The 21,056-nt window shown below is 51.1% G+C and carries 16 protein-coding genes, 1 other RNA gene and 1 pseudogene; 10 read left to right on the top strand and 8 right to left on the bottom strand.

The window, feature by feature from the left end; genetic code table 11:
* Positions 1-76: 76 nt before the first annotated feature.
* The 6 genes and pseudogenes from SFA31_RS18815 (at position 77) to tnpA (ending at position 7,021) form a co-directional block, all read left to right on the top strand.
* Complete coding sequence (locus SFA31_RS18815; protein ID WP_322839492.1) at positions 77-538, top strand: Lrp/AsnC family transcriptional regulator; 462 nt, start codon at positions 77-79, stop codon at positions 536-538.
* A 62-nt stretch (positions 539-600) separates the two neighbouring features.
* On the top strand, positions 601-2,367 hold the full coding sequence (locus SFA31_RS18810; protein WP_322839491.1) for a SmdA family multidrug ABC transporter permease/ATP-binding protein: 1,767 nt from the start codon (positions 601-603) through the stop codon (positions 2,365-2,367).
* Positions 2,360-4,138, top strand: coding sequence for a SmdB family multidrug efflux ABC transporter permease/ATP-binding protein (locus SFA31_RS18805; RefSeq protein ID WP_322839490.1), 1,779 nt, complete (start codon positions 2,360-2,362; stop codon positions 4,136-4,138). Before SFA31_RS18810 ends, SFA31_RS18805 begins: the two co-directional genes overlap by 8 nt.
* Before the next feature lie 553 nt (positions 4,139-4,691).
* Positions 4,692-5,030, top strand: coding sequence for a P-II family nitrogen regulator (gene glnK / locus SFA31_RS18800; protein WP_322839525.1), 339 nt, complete (start codon positions 4,692-4,694; stop codon positions 5,028-5,030).
* Positions 5,031-5,049: 19 nt separating this feature from the next.
* A complete protein-coding gene (gene amtB / locus SFA31_RS18795) occupies positions 5,050-6,333 on the top strand; it encodes an ammonium transporter AmtB (protein ID WP_322839489.1) in 1,284 nt (427 codons plus the stop codon).
* Positions 6,334-6,569: 236 nt separating this feature from the next.
* Positions 6,570-7,021, top strand: a pseudogene (tnpA, locus tag SFA31_RS18790) (IS200/IS605 family transposase).
* 91 nt (positions 7,022-7,112) lie between these two features.
* Here the strand turns inward: tnpA and tesB are convergent.
* The gene (gene tesB / locus SFA31_RS18785) at positions 7,113-7,979 is read right to left on the bottom strand and encodes an acyl-CoA thioesterase II (RefSeq protein WP_322839488.1); all 867 of its coding nucleotides are present in this window, start codon (positions 7,977-7,979) and stop codon (positions 7,113-7,115) included.
* Between the two features lie 259 nt (positions 7,980-8,238).
* On the opposite strand from tesB, the gene SFA31_RS18780 reads away from it, so the two are divergent.
* Positions 8,239-8,823, top strand: coding sequence for a YbaY family lipoprotein (locus SFA31_RS18780; RefSeq protein ID WP_322839487.1), 585 nt, complete (start codon positions 8,239-8,241; stop codon positions 8,821-8,823).
* A 199-nt stretch (positions 8,824-9,022) separates the two neighbouring features.
* Here the strand turns inward: SFA31_RS18780 and SFA31_RS18775 are convergent, their stop codons facing one another.
* Entirely contained in the window at positions 9,023-9,337 is a 315-nt protein-coding gene (locus SFA31_RS18775; protein WP_322839486.1) for an MGMT family protein, read from the bottom strand.
* A gap of 173 nt (positions 9,338-9,510) precedes the next feature.
* Between SFA31_RS18775 and ffs the strand changes: the two genes are divergently transcribed.
* Positions 9,511-9,607: signal recognition particle sRNA small type (gene ffs, locus SFA31_RS18770), an RNA gene on the top strand.
* 719 nt (positions 9,608-10,326) lie between these two features.
* Here the strand turns inward: ffs and SFA31_RS18765 are convergent.
* From SFA31_RS18765 to SFA31_RS18750, 4 genes are all read right to left on the bottom strand, one after another.
* Complete coding sequence (locus SFA31_RS18765; protein ID WP_322839485.1) at positions 10,327-10,545, bottom strand: HHA domain-containing protein; 219 nt, start codon at positions 10,543-10,545, stop codon at positions 10,327-10,329.
* A 27-nt stretch (positions 10,546-10,572) separates the two neighbouring features.
* Positions 10,573-10,947, bottom strand: coding sequence for an Hha toxicity modulator TomB (tomB, locus tag SFA31_RS18760; RefSeq protein ID WP_322839484.1), 375 nt, complete (start codon positions 10,945-10,947; stop codon positions 10,573-10,575).
* A gap of 691 nt (positions 10,948-11,638) precedes the next feature.
* Positions 11,639-14,794: a multidrug efflux RND transporter permease subunit AcrB gene (acrB, locus tag SFA31_RS18755; protein ID WP_322839483.1), complete on the bottom strand. Its 3,156-nt coding sequence runs from the start codon at positions 14,792-14,794 to the stop codon at positions 11,639-11,641.
* Positions 14,795-14,817: 23 nt separating this feature from the next.
* Positions 14,818-16,011, bottom strand: coding sequence for an efflux RND transporter periplasmic adaptor subunit (locus SFA31_RS18750; RefSeq protein WP_322839482.1), 1,194 nt, complete (start codon positions 16,009-16,011; stop codon positions 14,818-14,820).
* Between the two features lie 142 nt (positions 16,012-16,153).
* On the opposite strand from SFA31_RS18750, the gene acrR reads away from it, so the two are divergent.
* Entirely contained in the window at positions 16,154-16,792 is a 639-nt protein-coding gene (acrR, locus tag SFA31_RS18745; protein ID WP_322839481.1) for a multidrug efflux transporter transcriptional repressor AcrR, read from the top strand.
* Positions 16,793-16,949: 157 nt separating this feature from the next.
* A complete protein-coding gene (gene mscK, locus SFA31_RS18740; RefSeq protein ID WP_416208365.1) occupies positions 16,950-20,249 on the top strand; it encodes a mechanosensitive channel MscK in 3,300 nt (1,099 codons plus the stop codon).
* On the opposite strand, the gene rsmS is transcribed toward mscK, so the two are convergent.
* Together rsmS and priC are read right to left on the bottom strand one after the other, a co-directional pair.
* The gene (gene rsmS / locus SFA31_RS18735) at positions 20,241-20,402 is read right to left on the bottom strand and encodes a pleiotropic regulatory protein RsmS (protein WP_322839479.1); all 162 of its coding nucleotides are present in this window, start codon (positions 20,400-20,402) and stop codon (positions 20,241-20,243) included. The two genes, mscK and rsmS, sit on opposite strands and share 9 nt — an antisense overlap.
* 119 nt (positions 20,403-20,521) lie before the next feature.
* Positions 20,522-21,049, bottom strand: a complete 528-nt coding sequence (gene priC, locus SFA31_RS18730) for a primosomal replication protein PriC (RefSeq protein ID WP_322839478.1) — start codon at positions 21,047-21,049, stop codon at positions 20,522-20,524.
* Positions 21,050-21,056 lie beyond the last annotated feature (7 nt).

Genomic DNA, 21,056 nt, shown 5'->3' with positions numbered 1-21,056 from the left:
CCCAAAATACAAAAAGGATTGCTATTGCCTCTCTTTCTCCCCATCATTGGAGAAAATATTTCTCCAGGTGGCGGCAATGCTGGATAAAACCGATCGTAAACTTCTCGCGCTATTACAGCAGGATTGTTCGCTCTCATTGCAGGAACTGGCTGACGCCGTTAACTTGACGACCACGCCGTGCTGGAAGCGGCTTAAGCGACTGGAAGATGAAGGTATTATTACCGGTCGCGTGGCGCTGTTGGATGCAGAAAAGCTGGGATTGGGTTTAACCGCATTTGTGCTGATAAAAACGCAGCGGCACAGTAGCGAATGGTATAACCAGTTCGTGCATGCAGTATCGGAAATCCCGGAAGTATTGGGCTTCTGGCGCATGACCGGTGAATTTGACTATTTGGTGCGGGTACAGGTGGCTGACATGAAAAGCTACGATGATTTTTATAAACGTTTAGTCAATGCGGTTCCCGGGTTGAGCGATGTCACCTCCAGTTTTGCGATGGAACAAATAAAACATACGACGGCCTTTCCGCTCAAAAGCTGATGCCTAATCTCCTCCGTGCGTTTCTGTGCGCGCGGCGTGCTGATATTCAGGAATACTAACGCGTGCGATTATTTACTCAATTACGCTGGTTTTTTATCCGCGAGTGGCGGCGCTATTTCGGCGCGGTCAGTTTGTTGGTGGTGATTGCCATACTCCAATTGATTCCGCCACGCATCGTTGGGCTGGTGGTTGACGATGTGGCCCAGGGAGACCATACCGGCCGTATTATACTGTACCTCGGATTGATGGCGGCCGTAGCGGTGGTGGTCTATCTGCTGCGCTATGTCTGGCGCATTCTGCTTTTTGGTGCGTCTTACCGGCTGGCTATTGAGCTGCGGGAAAATTTTTATCGTCAATTAAGCAGCCAGGGACCCGCATTTTACCTTCGTCATCGCACTGGAGATTTAATGGCGCGTGCGACTAACGACGTCGATCGCGTCGTTTTTGCCGCAGGTGAAGGCGTGCTGACATTGGTGGATTCACTGGTGATGGGCTGCGCGGTACTGGTGGTAATGAGTACGCAAATAAGCTGGCAATTGACGCTATTGGCGCTTTTACCGATGCCTGTCATGGCGCTGGTGATCAAACGCTATGGCGACCGCCTGCATCATCGCTTTAAGCTTGCCCAGGCCGCGTTTTCCGCGCTGAATTCCCGAACTCAGGAGAGCATGACCAGCATTCGGATGATTAAAGCCTTTGGATTAGAAGACGGCCAGTCGGCGCTTTTTGCCCGGGATGCATGCGATACCGGTGAAAAAAATCTGCGCGTGGCGCGAGTCGATGCCCGTTTTGATCCGACAATTTACATTGCCGTAGGGATGGCAAATCTGCTGGCCGTGGGCGGCGGTAGCTGGATGGTGTTGCAGGGCGACCTGACGCTTGGTCAGCTGACCAGCTTTACCATGTATTTAGGGTTAATGATTTGGCCGATGCTGGCGCTGGCGTGGATGTTTAATATCGTCGAGCGCGGAAGCGCTGCCTATAGCCGCATTCGGGCGCTGCTGGCAGAAGCTCCAGTGGTTGTCGATGGGGAACGAACATTGCCGCCAGGGCGAGCCATTCTTGATGTCGACATCGTGCAATTTACCTACCCGCAGGCGGAATCCCCGGCGCTGCAGCACGTTGAGTTTAACCTGTCGCCGGGTCAGATGCTGGGGGTATGCGGGCCTACCGGCGCCGGGAAGAGCAGCATTCTGAATTTAATTCAGCGTCAGTTTGATGTTACTGAAGGCGCTATTCGCTATCACGACATTGCCCTCACGGCGCTTAAGCTGGACGACTGGCGCAGTCGGCTGGCGGTGGTCAATCAGACGCCTTTTTTGTTCTCTGATACCGTAGCGCGTAATCTTGCACTGGGCCGGCCAGACGCCTCCGCGCAGGAGATTGAAGCCGCAGCCAGGCTGGCCTGCGTGCACGATGATATTTTGCGTTTGCCTCAGGGTTATGAAACTGAAGTCGGTGAGCGTGGGGTTATGCTATCAGGCGGTCAGAAGCAGCGTTTATCTATTGCGCGAGCGCTATTGCTGGATGCGGAAATTTTGATTCTGGATGATGCGCTGTCAGCGGTAGATGGGCGCACGGAGTATCAAATTTTGCAAAACCTAAAACAGTGGGGGCAGCAAAAAACGGTTATTGTCAGCGCACACCGGCTCTCGGCGCTCACGGCGTCGAGTGAGATTCTGGTGCTGCGTCACGGCCAGGTTCAGCAGCGGGGAGATCACTCTCAGCTACTGGCTCAGCCCGGATGGTATCGGGATATGTTCCGATATCAGCAGCTTGAAGCCGCGCTCGACGATGCGCCCGGGCAGGAGGCGCAGACGGATGCGTAATTTCAGACATATGTGGCCCACCCTTAAGCGCCTGCTGGCTTACGGCTCTCCGTGGCGCAAGCCGCTGGGGCAGGCGGTGATTATGCTTTGGGTAGCCGCGGCGGCAGAAGTATGCGGCCCCGCGCTTATCAGTTGGTTTATTGATAATCTGGTGGCTAAACAGCGTTTACCGCTGGCTCTGGTGGCCGGGCTGGCTGCTGCCTATATCCTGCTGCAACTGTTGGCTGCGGGCCTTCATTACTGGCAGGCGATACTGTTTAACCAGGCCGCCGTTGGCGTGGTGCAGCAACTGCGTATGGATGTCATGGACGCCGCTTTGCGCCAGCCGCTGTCAGCGTTTGATACGCAGCCCGTTGGGCAACTTATTTCACGCGTAACCAATGATACCGAAGTCATCCGCGATCTGTACGTCACCGTCGTTGCCACGGTGCTGCGCAGCGCGGCGCTCATTGGCGCCATGCTGGTCGCGATGTTCAGCCTTGACTGGCGCATGGCGCTAGTCGCAATAACGCTTTTTCCCGCGGTGTTAATCGTGATGCTTATCTATCAACGCTTTAGTACGCCGATAGTGCGACGCGTGCGAGCGTTTCTGGCAGATATAAATGATGGCTTCAATGAAATAATCGGCGGGATGGGTGTCATCCAGCAGTTCCGCCAACAGGCGCGCTTTGGTGAGCGCCTGGGTCAGGCCAGCCGCTCTCATTATCTGGCGCGCATGCAGACGCTCAGGCTCGATGGCTTTCTGCTGCGCCCGCTGCTGAGTTTGTTCTCCGCATTAATTTTGTGTGGGTTACTGATCCTGTTCGGCTTTAGCGAAACAGGAAGCATTGAAGTCGGGGTACTGTACGCTTTTATTAGCTACCTGGGGCGCCTGAATGAACCGCTGATCGAGCTAACCACCCAGCAGGCAATTTTGCAGCAGGCGGTCGTTGCCGGGGAACGTGTATTTGAATTGATGGATGCCCCGCGCCAGCATTATGGTCGCGATGAACGCCCATTGATGAGCGGCAGTATCGATATCAAGGCGCTTTCTTTTGCTTATCGGGATAATAAGTACGTGCTGCATGATATTAATTTGCACGTGCCGTCCCGCAGCTTCGTGGCGCTTGTAGGGCATACCGGTAGTGGTAAAAGTACTCTTGCGAATTTATTGATGGGGTATTATCCGCTGACGCAGGGCAGCGTTGAGCTGGACGGCCGCGCGTTGCCTGCCTTAAGCCACTCAGTATTACGGCGCGGCGTTGCGATGGTGCAGCAGGATCCCGTGGTGATGGCAGACAGTTTTTTGGTCAACGTGACGCTCGGGCGTGATATTAGCGAAGAGACGGTATGGCGGGCGCTGGAAACCGTGCAATTGGCTGAACTGGCGCACTCACTGGCTGATGGTATTCATACGCGCCTGGGCGAGCAGGGGAATAATCTGTCGGTGGGGCAAAAACAATTGCTGGGGCTGGCGCGCGTGCTGGTCGAACGTCCGCAAATTTTAATTTTGGACGAAGCGACGGCCAATATTGATTCCGGTACCGAGCAGGCGATTCAGCGTGCGTTGGTCTCCGTTCGCCAGCATACGACGCTTGTCACTATTGCTCACCGCCTGTCGACTATCGTTGAAGCAGACACCATTTTAGTTCTGCACCACGGGCGCGTTGTGGAACGCGGAACGCATGAGCAGTTACTTTCTGCTCGCGGGCGTTACTGGCAAATGTACCAGCTCCAGCTAGCCGGTAAGGAGCTTCACGATGAGGCTGCGGCGGATACGGAATGCACCTGAGGCAGCCATCCTGCCAGTTTCTATCCGTTACGTCTCGAAGCGTCATGCTCAGGGCCGGGTAACGGGGTGAACGCAGTGCGATATCCTGCATCCTGGCGCAAAGATACGGGGAATCGGTGGCTTTGCAAAACTGCGTGTAACGATTAACGTAGCGCATCACTCCCCCGGCGTTGCTCTTTAGGGCAGCAAGACCGGTTAAAAGCGCACTAATAGAGTGCGGTTTTTTATGATGTGCCGAAAAATATCCCGCGGGCACCCCCCAGCAATTGCCAGGCTCGGCCGTAGTGTTTTGGAATTTTATTTTTTACGTAACCGCCAGCAACTCTTTTTCCGGTGCGTTGATAAGATTCCTTTCTGTGACAGCATGCCGCTCCCCACGCCGCTTTCAATGATATTGGGCTGTTTACCCTCCCTGCTTGCCATGCCAAAAATCTCCTGCAATTAACCGTACTGCTATAAGCCAGGCTCTTTACATAAGCAGCATTGGCATTCCCTTTGCTTTATCTGTGATGTTAGCCGTTTCGACGGCGTTTGAGTGCGGTGAGGGCAAGTGATGAAACTGATCAGCGCGGTGATTAAACCATTCAAACTTGAAGATGTGCGTGAAGCACTTTCTTCGATCGGAGTCCAGGGGCTGACTGTAACGGAGGTGCGGGGTTTTGGCCGTCAGAAAGGGCACGCTGAGCTATATCGCGGTGCGGAATACAGCGTGAATTTTTTACCGAAAGTTAAAATCGATATTGCCGTCGCCGACGATCAATTTGAAGACGTCGTTGAGGTTATCAGCCAGGCCGCGCGTACCGGGAAAATCGGTGATGGAAAAATTTTCGTCACCGATCTGCAGCGGGTAGTGCGTATTCGCACTGGTGAGGTGGACGATGCTGCTTTATAGCCTTCGAAACGGGAGTAATATGATGAACAAAGTGACTCTGGTGTGTGCTGCTGCGGTCTGTCTGGGGCATATTGGCGCTGCGCAGGCGGCTTTGGCGGATAAAGCAGATAATGGGTTTATGATGATTTGTACTGCGCTGGTATTATTCATGACAGTGCCGGGGTTGGCTCTGTTTTATGGCGGCCTTATCCGCGCCAAAAGCGTGCTATCGGTGCTGACGCAAATTACCGTTACTTTTGCGCTAGTGTGCGTGCTGTGGGCGGTTTACGGATATTCTTTAGTCTTCGCCGCAGGCAATCGCTTCTTTGGCGATGCAGGCTGGGTGTTACTTAAAGGGATTACGCCGGCCGCGGTAACGGGCAGCATCAATCAGTATATTCACGTGGCCTTTCAGGGCTCCTTCGCCTGTATCACCGTTGGGCTCGTCGTCGGTGCGCTGGCTGAGCGGGTTCGTTTTTCTGCGGTGCTCATTTTTTCAGTTATATGGTTGACGCTTTCTTACCTGCCCATTGCGCATATGGTTTGGGGCGGTGGGCTTTTGGGGCAACGCGGCGCGCTGGATTTTGCCGGCGGTACGGTGGTCCATATTAACGCCGCCGCAGCTGGATTGGTGGGCGCTTACCTGATTGGTCGCCGCACCGGATATGGTAAAGAGGCTTTTAAACCGCATAACCTGCCGATGGTCTTTACCGGAACGGCGATTCTTTACGTAGGTTGGTTTGGATTTAATGCCGGATCTGCCGGGGCGGCGAATACGCTTGCTTCGCTGGCGTTCATTAATACGGTGATGGCAACCGCAGCGGCCGTCTTAGGCTGGGTTTTTGGCGAATGGGGGCTCCGCGGTAAGCCTTCACTACTCGGCGCCTGTTCCGGGGCGATAGCCGGGCTGGTGGGTATTACCCCGGCCTGTGGATATGTTGGTCCGGGTGGGGCGCTGGTGATTGGCGCAGTTTCCGGGATGGCCGGACTGTGGGGCGTGACAATCCTAAAACGCTGGCTGCGGGTTGACGATCCCTGCGATGTTTTTGGCATACACGGCGTTTGCGGTATCGCAGGCTGCCTGCTTACCGGCGTTTTTTCGGCAGCCTCGTTAGGCGGCGTGGGATACGCAAAAGGCGTCGTGATGGGACAGCAATTGCTCATCCAGCTGGAAAGCGTGGGGCTGACGATTATCTGGTCCGCTGCGGTGGCATTCATTGGCTATAAAGTCGCTGATAGGATAGTCGGCCTGCGGGTGACGGAAGAACAGGAGCGTGAAGGGCTTGATATTAACGATCATGGCGAAAATGCCTATAATCCCTAAGGTATCATTAGGCCATTTGGTTTCGCCGCCGCTCCTTTTCAGAAAACAACGAGCTCGACCCTGTTATTAGGGCTCCGGAAAAATAAAAAGCGCAAACGCGCTTTTTATTGTTTATCCCCGCATGAATACCACCTCTTATGGAGGTGGTCAGCAATAAGTTGGCTCTGCCAATAATGCGACTTGTGGGAAAATCTGAATCTGTTATCCCTAAACCGATAAGCATTTACCGTGAGTAAATCCCAGAGACATCTCTTGTGCTCTGGTGCTGTCAATATCATATCGTATGGACACCCGGTTACCGATTCGCATCCTCAGGAATAATGTTGGAAAAGAGGTCTGTAAGCAGATAAGGCTCTCAGGCGAGCAGCCCGGGATAGAAGTGGCAGCGCTGAATGTTCAGATAGCTCATGTCCATTTACCGGTAAAAGCCCCGCCGCGTCTTTCTGTTTCACATGTGATTGGTCATTCGAAAGGTAAAACAGCCTTTAGGCTGTTCAGTAATTTCCCTGCCTGCGGAAGACACTTTTGGGGAAATCGCTTTTGGGCACGGGGTTACTGCGTAGATATCGCAGGTATAAATGAAGAAATGAGAAGAAAGTACGTGAAGTATCAGGAAAAGCATGAAGCTGAAGAGAGCCAGCTTCCACTAAAAGAGGGGCGAAGGGAAGGCTCTCAGAGTCTGAACTGAGTACGCCCCTGTGGGGCGATAAAAAAACCACCTGTTATGCCGGTGGTTTTTATATTACAGAGCACCCACCTGCTTTGGAATTCAGCGCGCGTCAGGCGCTTTCATGACGCCGGATAACGCCTTCCTGCACCGAAGAGGCGATTAATTCGCCGCGCTGGTTATAGAATTCGCCGCGAACAAAACCGCGCGCACTGGATGCTGAGGTGCTTTCAACGTCATAGAGCAACCAGTCGTTAATATCGAAAGGGCGGTGGAACCACATTGAATGATCGATGGTGGCAACCTGCATATCTGGCTCCAGAAATCCAATACCGTGAGGCTGCAGCGCGACGGGTAAAAAGTTAAAATCCGAGGCATAGCCCAGCAAATATTGGTGTATGCGTAAATCATCCGGAACTACGCCGTTCGCGCGTAGCCATACCTGGCGGGAGGGTTTGTCAACGTGGCCTTTTAGCGGATTGTGGAAGATCACCGGGCGGATTTCCAGCGGCTTTTCGAGTAAGAATTTTTCGCGGATCGGTAGGGGGAGATGCGGTGCTAATGAGTGGGCGATGTCCGTTTCAGACAACAGCGTTTCGGGCGCTGGCGCATCAGGCATCGTTTTTTGATGCTCAAAGCCGGGCTCCCGGGCCTGGAAAGAGGCCGTCATGTAAAAAATAGGTTTGCCGTGCTGGATAGCGGCGATCCGGCGAGCGCTGAAACTGTTGCCGTCACGAAGTATTTCAACGTCATAAATAATAGGTTTTCGCGTATCGCCCGGGCGTAAAAAATAGCTGTGGAAAGAGTGCACCAGCCTGTCTGCTGCTACGCTTTCCTTTGCGGCGGAGAGCGCCTGGCCGACGACCTGTCCTCCAAACACTCTGCGTAGCCCAAGATCCTCGCTTTGACCGCGAAACAGGCCTTCTTCTATTTTCTCAAGCTGCAATAGCGCCAAAAGATGGGTTAATGCCTGGCTCATGATAGTCCCCAACGGAAAATTACGCTTACTGCAAAGTATACCGCAGTTTACTCGGTATAGCAGAACGGTAACCTCCTGATGTATACCGGGTTGACGGGCAGCTATAAAATAGTTGTGCCATACTTAAAAGCTAAAACATACCGTTCAGGCAATGCCTGTATTGGGCGTTTTAACGGTATATTCATTAAAAAGAGGCCGGCTTCAGGTCGCAACTAGACCAAAGTTTTAGGCTGAGCAACGGATGATTTTGGAGAAGAGAATGAAACTCGTATATGTATTTACAGGTTTAGCTGTCGCGGTGGCGACTGTCGGCTGCGCGCAGAATAAAGGTATTGATACCAATGTTCAGACGGCAAATTCCAACGCTGTGGCCGTCGGCAATACCGGGACTGCCGCAACCAATATCCGGATGCCTAATGTGTCCGGGTCAATATGGATACGCCAGAAAGTGGCATTGCCGCCAGATGCCGTTCTAACTGTGACATTATCAGATGCTTCGCAGGCTGATGCGCCATCGAAAATTATTGCGCAGCGTGCCGTGCTTACCGCTGGAAAACAAGCGCCTTTCAGCTTTGTGTTACCGTTTGACCCCGCCCAGGTTCAGCCCAAAGCGCGTATTTTGCTAAGCGCTGCAATTACAATGAAAGATAAGCTTGCTTTTGTGACGGATTCTGTACAGCCAGTGGTTAATAACGGTTCAACTAAAGTTGACCTTACCCTGGTACCCGTCGCGCATACGGCTTTACCGATGCAACAAGGCGGCGGAGCAGCGACGACGGTGCCGGCCACTTCACCAACCCAGATAACCCCATCATCGGCGGTGCCAGCGCCCCAGAGCTATTAGTAGTCAGCTAGCCATAAGGGGGCTTCAGCTCCCTTATATTTTCCCGCCCGCTTAAATACTCATACGTCGGCTAATTTTGAAAACACCCGCTAAGCGAATGGTGGTGCTATCAGGCGCGGATTGTAGTCAGTGCAATCGGCACGCTAATGATGAAATGCAGAGGATAGGGCGAATGGCAATGGTGTTTTACGCTCTTTGCCTATGAATAGCGCCAGCGATAACGCTCTAAATCTATTACTCCTTTTCCCGACACTTGCACGCCTTCAGCCAGCAGTGCCTGGCGCTGGCGCATAAGATCGGGGCCAGCCAGTGAAATCGTGCCGCTTCGATTTACCACCCGGTGCCAGGGAAGCTTGCTGCCTTCTGGCAGGCGTTTTAATACACCGCCTACCTGACGCGCAGCCCGTGGCGATCCTGCCAGACTGGCAACCTCTCCGTAGGTGGTCACTTTTCCTTCAGGAATGGCGGCCACAATCTGATAAACCCGTACGGCGAATGGTGCATCGTATTCCATTTTAAGTCCCCGTTTAGTCTCGCGAACAGCATAAACAGGTGCGCGAAAAGAGTGAAGGGGAGTGCGCAATAAAACATCATCCGGGATAGCACGTCTTGCAATTGATAAGTACAGCATGGATAATGCCGCCTGCGCCTGTAAAGCAGAACATTACAGGCCCTCAATGGGGACGCTGTTGGTTCTCCCGCAACACTAATCTGTGGACTCGGTCAGGTCCGGAAGGAAGCAGCCGCAGCAGATGACGTGTGTGCCGGGATGTCGCTGGCAGCGTCCCCACCTATTTCCTCCCTTGCCTGGCGCTTCTCTTTGCGTATTCGTTTTTCTCCTGTGCGAAAATGTCAGAACGATCTATTGTTGGTTACAGACACGGCAAGCGTATTACTTACAGCCATTCAGCCTCAATCATCCTGATAGAGGATATGGCTCTTGCAGAATGTGAATAGATTAAGTGCTTTAATAAATTGCCGTACTAGAATGATTTCTATTAAACGATAAATAGAATGAATGTATCGCGAGTGTCGTGCTAAAACACGTTAAATACTAAGATAAAAAAATAATAATGAAATCACTTTTTGTTATATGCGTGTAGTCTGATGTTTCTATATATGAGTATGATAGTAACTTATTCAGTTTATTTGCTGATATATTCGTGCTGCCATGTTTGTAAGGAGTGTTCATAATAATGAAGTGAACTAATATTGATTGATAAACTTATTCAATAAATAAAACACCTGAATCATTATGGTGAAAAATATAGTCTGATAAGGAAATGCTTAATATTTTCGTCGAGAGGCGAGGTTAATTGACAAGATGAAACCTGGCAGTTAAACCATTTTAAGAAAGTGGGAATGGTAGATGCGTATAATCCATACAGGCCGGCGCAGACGCTCACATTAAACACGGAGATAACGTACAGCCTGTTTTCCTCAACATTCAGTGCCTGTAATTACTCAGGCAAATCATTTCATCATAATAAGCTGTGGGCTAACTTAGCGAACAAACTTCCATACGGTGGAGGGTATTTTATCGTAAAGCTTGTTCATTGTTAGCTCTGCGAGACGATGATCGGCCGCTGAATAGAAAACTGCCAATTCATTATCTGAAAGTTCATATTTGTTTTTTTCGATAACACGTTCCAGTGTATCGATAGTCTGACAGCGTCTTAAACGCATAAGATAATCTGTTTTGGTCAGGGGCTTTGCTGCCATACTTCACCTCAAGTGCTTTATATTTTATTAAAATGACAAAGTTACCGGATTACCCCGGCTTTCATTAATGAAACACTGAAACAGACGTTTCCCGGATCTGCGCCACCGCTGTAATTCCTGAGTATTAATGCTGCTATTACTCAGAAGTACAAAAGTGTCGTCCAGATATTCATCTATTTGTTCAGTCAATTTACTGCTGTCATCGTGCTTAATCTTGTAATTAAGTGCGAAGGCCGCTACGTGTTCAATCAAATCATTCAACTGTAGATTAATAGCTGAAGTAGGATCATTAACCCAGCCGCTTTTTCTCTCACCGAGACTGGCAAGGCAATCATGATACAGGTTTTCACAAAGAAATTTAAGCTGCGCTATATCATGCCGTTTTGGTGAGTATTCGTCCATATATTTTCCCCTTTTACCGTTAAAAACGGATAAATACCATGATGGGGTGAACACACCGTATACAACGCCGCTTTTAGGCCGACGTATGTATAGTTCAATTATAAAACACAGTTTGCAGCTTTTCCTCTTTCTATTACGAAAAATTACAAATATTGCCAGCGCTGATAACGCTTATGACCATAGGCAGTAACAGGAGCTTTGTTAAATATTTCTTCTGAAAATAACCATCTAAATCATTGGGTTGTGAATGTTTTGTTGTTAAGTCAATTTTATCGTTAACTACGCGTTTCTGCTTTTTGAGTGAAGGGAATATTTTTATTCATGCATATGATTAATGTATTTGTGGAATCAGGAGAATTTCTTTTTTAGTTATGAGCGGTAAAAATGCGATTTTCGATAAAAAACAGTTGCAGGTCTACTGAGCAATCCTTATTCCCTTTTACTGCGGGTACCGCTTTACTGCAAGTGCTGCACCAAAGGCGAAAGGCTGTGTAGTCGGTTTGTCAAAACACGCACTCGGCTATGCAAGCGGCTATGGCTATGTAAGAGGAATATTTTATTGTTTGAGATTTAACTTATCGAGATTTATGGCATTAATTAATTTGATAAGCACAGGGAATCAACCAGCATAGTTAAAATGTACGATTAAAAGAAAGGCCGCATAAGCGGCCTTTCAATTATAAAGGAAGTATTATTCCTTTTTATCGGAGAGTTGGTGCGAATGTTCCAGGTCTTCGCCTTTGCGGCTAAAGCGACGGCGCACTACGACAAAGAACACTGGCACGAAAAATATCGCCAATATAGTTGCCGTTACCATGCCACCCATTACGCCAGTGCCGACAGCGTTCTGTGCACCAGATCCAGCTCCGGTACTCAGCACCAGCGGCATTACACCCAGAATAAACGCCAGTGACGTCATCAGAATGGGTCGTAAACGCATACGGACGGCCTCTAGCGTTGCCTCAATGAGACCTTTCCCTTCTTTATCCATTAAGTCTTTGGCGAATTCGACGATAAGAATCGCGTTTTTCGCCGACAGACCGATGGTGGTGAGCAGCCCCACCTGGAAATAAACGTCATTTGTCATTCCTCTAAGGGTAGCGGCAATTAAGGCGCCGATAATGCCGAGTGGAACAACGAGCATGACGGAAAACGGGATTGACCAGCTTTCATACAGTGCGGCAAGGCACAGGAATACAACGATCAGGGAGATGGCATACAGCGAAGGCGCCTGGTTCCCGGATAGCCGTTCCTGATAGGAAAGCCCCGTCCAGTCATAGCCAACCCCTGAAGGTAATTTACTTGCCAGCTGCTCCATCATAGCCATTGCTTCGCCGGTACTTTTCCCGGGAGCGGTCTGCCCAAGTATCTCCAGAGAAGGCAAGCCGTTATAGCGCTCCAGGCGTGGAGAACCGTATTCCCAGTGGCCATTGGCAAAGGTACTGAACGGTACCATTTGTCCATTTCCGCCTCTGACATACCATTTACTGATATCATCCGGCAGCATACGGTAAGGCGCATCGCCCATAATGTAGACTTTTTTCACGCGTCCGCGATCGATAAAGTCGTTGACATAACTGCCGCCCCAGGCCGCACCGAGTGTAGAATTAATATCCTGAATCGATACACCCAGTGATTGCGCTTTTTCCTGGTCAACTTCAATTTTGTACTGCGGCGTATCTTCCAGCCCGTTTGGACGCACTGCAGCCAGCGTTCCCGGCTGTTGTGCGGCCATGCCAAGCAGCTGATTACGCGCCTGCATCAGTTTATCGTGACCGAGGTTTGCCTGATCGATCAGCTCAAAGTCAAAGCCGGTTGCGGTGCCGAGTTCGATGATAGCCGGCAGGTTAAAAGCAAACACCATCGCATCTTTGATTTGAGAGAAAGCGCCCATGGCCCGACCGGTAATGGCGTCGACTTTATTATCCACTCCGGGGCGCTCACCCCAGTCTTTCAGACTCACAAACGCCAGACCGGTATTTTGTCCGCGGCCAGAAAAACCGAAACCATTTACTGTAAAGACGGATTTCACATTAGCTTTCTCTTTAGTGAGAAAGTAATTGGTCACGTTATCCAGTACTTTCTGCGTCCTTTCCTGCGTTGCCCCCGTAGGGAGCTGTGCCTGAACGAGGAATACCCCCTGGTCTTCGTCTGGCAGGAACGAGCTTGGCAGGCGAACGAATAAAAACGCCATGCCCACAACTATTAGCAAATAGAGCAGTAAATACCGGCCGGTTCCACGTAAAATATTGCCTACGCTATCCGTATAGTGGTTCGTGCTTTTATCGAACATACGGTTAAACCAGCCGAAAAAGCCTTTTTTATCGTCCCCGTGATCCCCTTGCTTCACCGGTTTTAGGAGCGTTGCGCACAGTGCGGGGGTTAAAATCATGGCAACAATGACTGAGAGCGCCATCGCTGAAACGATTGTAATAGAGAATTGACGATAAATTGCGCCGGTTGCGCCGCCAAAGAATGCCATCGGGATAAATACCGCTGAAAGCACCATGGCGATACCCACCAGTGCGCCCTGAATTTGCCCCATCGATTTTCGCGTGGCTTCTTTCGGCGGCAGGCCATCTTCCATCATTACGCGTTCGACGTTTTCAACCACTACAATGGCGTCATCTACGAGAAGGCCTATCGCCAACACCATCGCAAACATCGTTAACGTATTTATCGAGTAGCCAAATGCTGCGAGTATGGCAAATGTTCCCAACAGCACTACCGGTACTGCAATGGTAGGAATTAGCGTAGCGCGCAAATTTTGCAGGAACAAATACATTACGATGAACACTAGCACGATAGCTTCGAGCAGGGTTTTCACAACTTCAAAGATAGATATTTTTACGAACGGGGTGGTGTCGTAAGGTGAAACTACCTCCAGGCCATGAGGAAAATAGGGTTTAAGCTTTTCGATTTCCGCACGCACGGCGTTTGCGGTATCCAGTGCGTTCGCGCCGGTAGCGAGCTTAATACCAAGCCCGGAAGCCGGATGCCCGTTAAATTGCGCGATGACGTCGTAGTTTTCTCCGCCCAGCTCAATTTTTGCGACGTCGCGTAAACGAACCTGTGACCCGTCCTGATTAACCTTCAGCATTATTTTGCCAAACTCATCCGTTGAGGTCAGGCGAGTCTGGGCAATAATAGAAGCATTAAGCTGCTGTCCTTTAACCGGCGGAGTTCCGCCGAGCTGCCCGGCGGCAACCTGCGCATTCTGAGATCGGATTGCGGCGGCAACGTCGGCCGGTGTCAGGGAATAGTTATTCAGTTTGTTCGGATCCAGCCAGATACGCATTGCGTACTGAGAACCGAAAAGTTGCACGTCACCCACGCCAGAAGTACGGCTGACGGGATCTTTTATCGTAGAGCCAACGAAGTCCGCAATATCGTCCTGGTTCATGGTGCCATCGGTATTGATAAAGCCTAATACCATCAGGAAGCTACTGGATGATTTCTTAACGCTTATCCCCTGTTGCTGCACCTCCTGCGGCAACAGCGGCATGGCGAGCTGCAATTTATTTTGCACCTGAACCTGGGCGATATCGGCGTTGGTGCCGGTATCGAAGGTCAGCGTAATTTGCACGGTACCCGATGAGTCGCTGTTAGAGGACATATACATCAGGTTATCGATGCCGTTCATATTCTGTTCGATAACCTGGGTTACAGTATCCTGTACCGTTTTTGCATCCGCCCCAGGGTAAACGGCTGATATGTCCACTGAAGGCGGCGCAATCGTAGGATATTGCGCGACGGGGAGCTTCAGTATCGCTAACGCCCCTGCCAGCATAATAATGATCGCGATAACCCATGCAAAGATGGGCCGATCGATAAAGAACTTAGCCATGTCTTAACGGCTCCTGTTTTTAGTTAAGACTGTTTCTGTGCGGTTGCTTCACCTGCGCCAGATTGGGTCTTGCTGTCTGCCTGGACTTCCGAGGCTTTAACTGGAATGCCGGGTTTAATTTTTTGCAGACCGGTCACAATCACCTTATCGCCGGCCTGCAATCCCTTGGTTACCAGCCATTTATCGCCAATTGCCTGGCTAACGCCCACCTGGCGGATTTCAACTTTATTATCCTTGCCCACTACCATGGCTGAAGCATCGCCGCGCGGCGTGCGGGTAATACCCTGCTGGGGCACTAACAGCGCATTCGGATTCGTTCCCTCTTCCAGCATGGCGCGCACAAACATTCCCGGTAGCAGCGTATGATCGGGGTTGGGGAATATAGCCCGCAGCGTAATGGAACCAGTAGTTTGATCGACGGTAACATCTGAAAATTCTAACGTACCCGCCTGCGAAATAGTGATACCGTCAGCGGTTGTCAGTTTTACCGGCACTTTGCCTGATTGCTGCTGCAGTGTTCCATTGGTCATTTCCTGTTTCAATCGCAGGAAATCATTGCTCGACTGTGTGACATCAACGTAAATCGGATCCAGTTGCTGCACGGTTGCCATTGCAACGCTTTGACCATTTTGCACCAGCGCGCCTTCCGTTACTGAAGATTTGCCGATACGCCCGGAAATGGGGGACGTGACTTTGGTATAAGCGAGGTTGATTCGCGCATTCTCTACCGCCGCTTTAGCGGCAATGACGGCAGCGTCAGCCTGTCTGGCATCCGCCTGCGCGGTATCGAACTCCTGACGGCTGATATATTGCGTTCCCAGTAACTTTTGATATCGGCTAAGCGTTACGTGAGCAATATTTGCACTGGCCTGGGCTTTGGCAAGATCGCCTTTTGCGCTTTCATACGAGGCCTGGTAGGGCGCCGGATCAATTTGATACAGTGAAACACCCGCTTTTATATCGCTGCCTTCCACAAAATTACGTTTCAGGATGATGCCACTCACCTGAGGACGGACTTCCGCAACGCGATAGGCATTCGTGCGTCCTGGCAATTCCGTTGTTACCTTAAGAGGCTCGCTTTTAAGCGTGACGACGCCGACTTCCGGTGCCTGGGCTGATTGTTGCTGAGATTTTTCATCATTACATCCTGTAAGCGCTAAGCTGCCTGAGAGCATTAGAACGACTGCCAGAGGCGACAATCCTCTGTTTTTGTTCATAGGTAAACCTCGAGTGTCCGATTCCAAAGTTTGATCAATGGTCAAAAGTCAAAAACCCATTGCTGCGTTTATATTCTCGTCGTGCTATGGTACATACATTCACAAATGTATGTAAATCTGACACCAGTAAATCTCCCAATTCATGGCACGAAAAACCAAACAACAGGCGCAGGAGACGCGTCAGCACATTCTTAATGTTGCGCTGCGGCTGTTTTCAGAACAGGGCGTTTCGGCCACCTCACTGGAAAATATTGCCAAAGCCGCTGGGGTTACCCGGGGGGCTATTTACTGGCATTTTCGTAATAAGTCAGACTTATTTAATGAAATCTGGGCGCTGTCAGAGTCCAATATTGGCGATTTAGAAGTTGAGTATCGGGCAAAATTCCCCGACGATCCACTGTCGGTACTCCGGGAATTGCTGATTTATATCCTGGAAACCACCGTGACGGAAGAACGACGGCGTCTGATGATGGAAATCATCTTCCATAAATGCGAATTTGTCGGCGAGATGGCGGCAGTCCAACAGGCGCAGCGTAGCTTATATATGGAAAGCTTCGATAGAATCGAAGGTACGCTAAAAAATTGCTGTGAGGCCGGTATGCTGCCAGCGGATTTAATCACGCGTCGGGCAGCAATATTAATGCGCTGTTATATCACGGGCATCATGGAAAGCTGGCTGTTTGCGCCGGCTTCTTTCAATCTCCATAAGGAGGCCCGGGATTACGTGGCAATATTATTAGAAATGTATCAATACTGCCCCTCTTTACGCCGCAGCGCATAGCGCATTGCTACTTCGCATTCCTGAGCTATGCTATTCTGCTTGAAAATTGCGCCTCTACTAAGTACTGCGACAGGTTGCGTCACACATTATGACTGAACAGCATAATATCGCCCGATGCCAGGCCGTCACGGCATGGCTCATCGCTATTTTCCTGATAATGATAAGCGGAGCTGCTTTTGCAGATGTGCAAAACGGCGATCTTCCTGCTCGCGCGGACATACAGCGCCAGCTTGATACGCTGAATAAACAAAAAAACCTTACCGCGCAGGATAAACGCATGCAGCAGGATCTGGCGGAAACGCTGGAAGTGCTTGATAAAATTGAACGCGTTAAACAGGAAGCGAGTCAGCAGCATACCCAAATCGCCCAGGCGCCGGGGAAAATGCGTGCAGCGACCAACGCGCTGGAAAGGCTAAGCCGGCAGGGAGCTTCTTCGGAGGCTGGCAGTAATTTGGCGCAGCTCCCGCTGCGCTCCCTTGAATCGCGCGTTGCCCAGACGCTGGATGATTTACAAAGCGCGCAAAGCGATCTATCGACCTTCAATAGCCAGCTTGTCTCGTTACAAACTCAGCCCGAACGCGTTCAGAATGCGTTGTATAATGCCACCCAGCAATTGCAACAAGTGCGTAATCGAATGAATGGTTCGCTGGCGGGGGAAGAACTGCGCCCCGCCCAACAGGGGCTACTTCTGGCTCAGCAGTATTTGCTGAACGCACAGATTGAACAACAGCGCGATAGCCTGCAGGGAAATACCATGCTGCAGGACGCGCTGCAAAAACAGCGTGATTACACCAACCTGCGTATTTCGCACCTTGAGCACCAACTTCATTTGCTTCAGGCGGCGCTTAACAATAAACGCTTAACGCTGACCGAAAAAACGGCGCAGGAAGCGGTGACGACTGACGATGCGGGCAGCGTCCAGAATAATCCGCTGGTCAGGCAGGAGCTTGACATCAATCATCGCCTCAGCGAGCGTCTCATCGATGCGACCCAGCAGGGCAATACGCTGGTACAGCGCAATATTCAGGTGAAAACCTGGCTCGATCGCATGCTGCAATCGGAACGCAACCTTAAAGAGCAAATTGCCGTGCTCAAAGGCAGCCTGCTGCTGTCGCGTATTTTGTATCAGCAGCAACAGCGATTGCCTTCAGCCGCAGATATGGAAGATATGAGCAACCATATTGCCGATCTGCGCCTGGAACAATTTGATATTAACCAGCAGCGCGATGCGCTATTTCAGGGCGATGCTTACGTCAATAATCTGGTGCACGATAGTAAACAGATTACGGCGAGAAACGTTAAAGCGGCGCTGCTGGACGTGGTCGATATGCGGCGTGAACTATTAGATCAGCTTAATAAACAGTTGGGTAATCAACTGATGCTGGCCATTAATCTGCAAATGAATCAGCAGCAATTGATGAGTTCCAGCGAGCGCCTTGAAAAAACGCTGACTCAGCAGATTTTCTGGGTCACCTCCAATAAGCCAATGGACTGGGAGTGGATAAGAAATTTCCCGGGTGCACTGCGGGGGCAGCTTGAGGGAATGCACATTTCAACGGCGCAGCCGCCGTCGCGCCGATCATTGCCGCTGATACTGTTGCTGGCGCTGCCATTATTGCTGGCCGCATCAATTATTCGCTGGCGTCAGCGCTGGATCAAACAGCGCCTGGAAGCTCTGGCTGCGGATGTAGGGCAGCTACGGCGCGATAGTCAACTGCATACGCCAAAAGCGCTTTTTATGACCTACGCGCGCGTTCTGCCGCTGAGCCTGGTCATTTTGGCCTGTGGTCTGATAATTCTGCAGCTTCGGCTTAATATCAGCGAACTTCTGTGGAGTTTCAGTAAAGAGTTGGCGCTCTTCTGGCTTATTTTTGGCGCCATCTGGAGAATGCTGGAGCCAGACGGCGTTGCAGTGCGGCACTTTATGGTCGCGCCTGCGCAAACCCGCCATTACCGCCGCCAGATAGGCCGTATTGGTTTTGCGCTATTGCCGCTGCTCTTTTGGTCCGTGGTTGGCGCGCAGTCGCCCCTGCATTTAATGAATGACGTGCTCGGGCAGTGCATGGTCTTCCTGAACTTACTGCTGATCGCCGGATTATTAATGCCAATGTGCCGGGATGCCTGGCGTGATAAAACCTCTCACAGTATCCGGCTGGCGACCCTGATAGTGCTGGCACTGGTGCCCATTGGGCTACTGGTGCTAACGGCAATGGGCTATTTTTACACCACGCTGCGTCTGGCGCATCGCTGCATAGATTCGGTTTACCTGGTGCTACTGTGGAACCTGCTTTATCAGACGGTACTACGCGGTTTGAGCGTCGCTGCTCGTCGCATTGCCTGGCGCCGCGCGCTGGCGCGCCGCGAAACAATGTCCAAAGACGGGGCCGAGGGCGCGGAGCCGGTGGAAGAACCACCGCTGGGGCTGGATCAAGTCAACCAGCAAACGCTGCGCCTGACAACGCTTGGTATGTTAGCGCTGTTTTGTGTGGCATTCTGGGCGATTTGGTCGGATTTGATTACCGTATTCGCCTATTTAGATAGCGTTGTACTGTGGCGATACACCGCGATGGAAAGCGGCGTGAGCGTGATGAATAATGTCACAATGGGAAGTTTGCTGTTCGCGCTGCTGGCTTTTACGCTGGCCTGGATGTTAATTCGTAACCTGCCAGGGCTGCTGGAAGTATTAGTACTTTCCCGCCTGCAGATGCGGCAGGGCTCGTCTTACGCTATTACCACGATCCTCAACTATGTGATTATTGCCGCCGGCGCAATCGCCGTGTTTGGCTCTTTGGGGATCTCGTGGGATAAATTGCAGTGGATGGCGGCCGGGCTATCCGTCGGTCTGGGCTTTGGTTTGCAGGAAGTCTTCGGCAACTTTATTTCCGGGTTGATAATCCTGTTTGAGCGGCCTATCCGCATCGGAGATACCATTACTATCGGCACTTATTCCGGTACCGTCAGTAAAATTCGCATTCGCGCTACCACTATTATCGACTTTGACCATAAAGAGATAATTGTTCCCAATAAAGCGTTTGTGACAGAGCGCCTAATTAACTGGTCCCTTAGCGATACCATCACGCGCCTGGTAATCCGACTGGGCGTTGCCTACGGTTCGGATCTGGACAAAGTGAAAGCGCTATTGCTGCAGGCGGCTGAGGATCATCCAAAAGTGATGCACGATCCTCAGCCACAGGTGTACTTTCAGACCTTCGGGCAAAGCTCACTGGATCATGAACTGCAGTTTTACGTGCGGGAGCTTGGGGATCGCAGCACCACGCTTGATGCGGTAAATCGAACCATTGACCAATTATGCCGGGACAATGGTATTGATATCGCTTTTAATACCCTTGAAGTCCATCTGCGCAATGAAAAAGGCGAGGAACTGGCAGAAGTGGTGCAGGATGCAGAAAAAACGGTGGGGCGACAGGAAACCCGCGATGAAGACCGCTCATCCTGACGAAGCCTGCTCGGCGCGCTGTTTTCGCAGATAGTCTTCGCGCACAATGTCCAGGGCGGCAAGCGCAGTCTGCGTTGGAATAGCGTGCTGCTCCAGCAGCATAATTAAATCGACGGCCAATTTTACTTCGTCCGGAGCTTGTTTCAGAGACATATAACCTCACTGAATGCCCGCTATGCAGGCGTAGAAATACTGTTTTTACAGGCGCCTGCGTCAGGCCGACGCGGCGATACCGATGCATAAGCGTAGGCGCGTAAAATAGCGCGAAACGATCAATGCCCCGCGTGACGCTCAAGTACCTGGGTGATTCGGGTTAACGCCTCGCGGCAGCGGGCAATGCGCCCATCCAGCGTTTCAAGCTCGCGCTGCAGCCGCTGCTGCTCATCCAGCCGCGTTACCTGCGTTAACCGCTGCCGCCGCTCTTGCTGCATCGCCAGCAGGCGATGCTCATAATCCTGATGCTTCACCAGCCTTGCGTTTAGCGTCGTGCTGTTACGACTTACGTCATAGCGACGCAAATGCCAGGTTGCCAGTTCACGCTGTAGCGCCGCAATTTGCGCAGTTATCCTTTCTGCAAGCCAGCCAAGCCGTTCCCGCTGTTGAGCCTGGGCGGCATGCCGGATATGAAGCAAGTTGGCATTTATCTCCTGCATATACTGGCCTAATTGCGTTCCACGCGAATAAAATAACTGTTTATCAAAACGCGGGCGTTGAACCCGATGGGCGGCCAGCGGAGCAACATCGCGAGAAAGCTGCATGATACGTAATTCTAATGCCTCTAATAACCGCGTCGTTTTCATCTTCTCT

Source organism: Erwinia sp. HR93, assembly GCF_034555055.1.
Lineage (GTDB): Bacteria > Pseudomonadota > Gammaproteobacteria > Enterobacterales > Enterobacteriaceae > Apirhabdus > Apirhabdus apintestini.
Note: the sequence above shows the minus strand (reverse complement) of the source record. Positions and strands in the feature narration are given on the sequence as shown.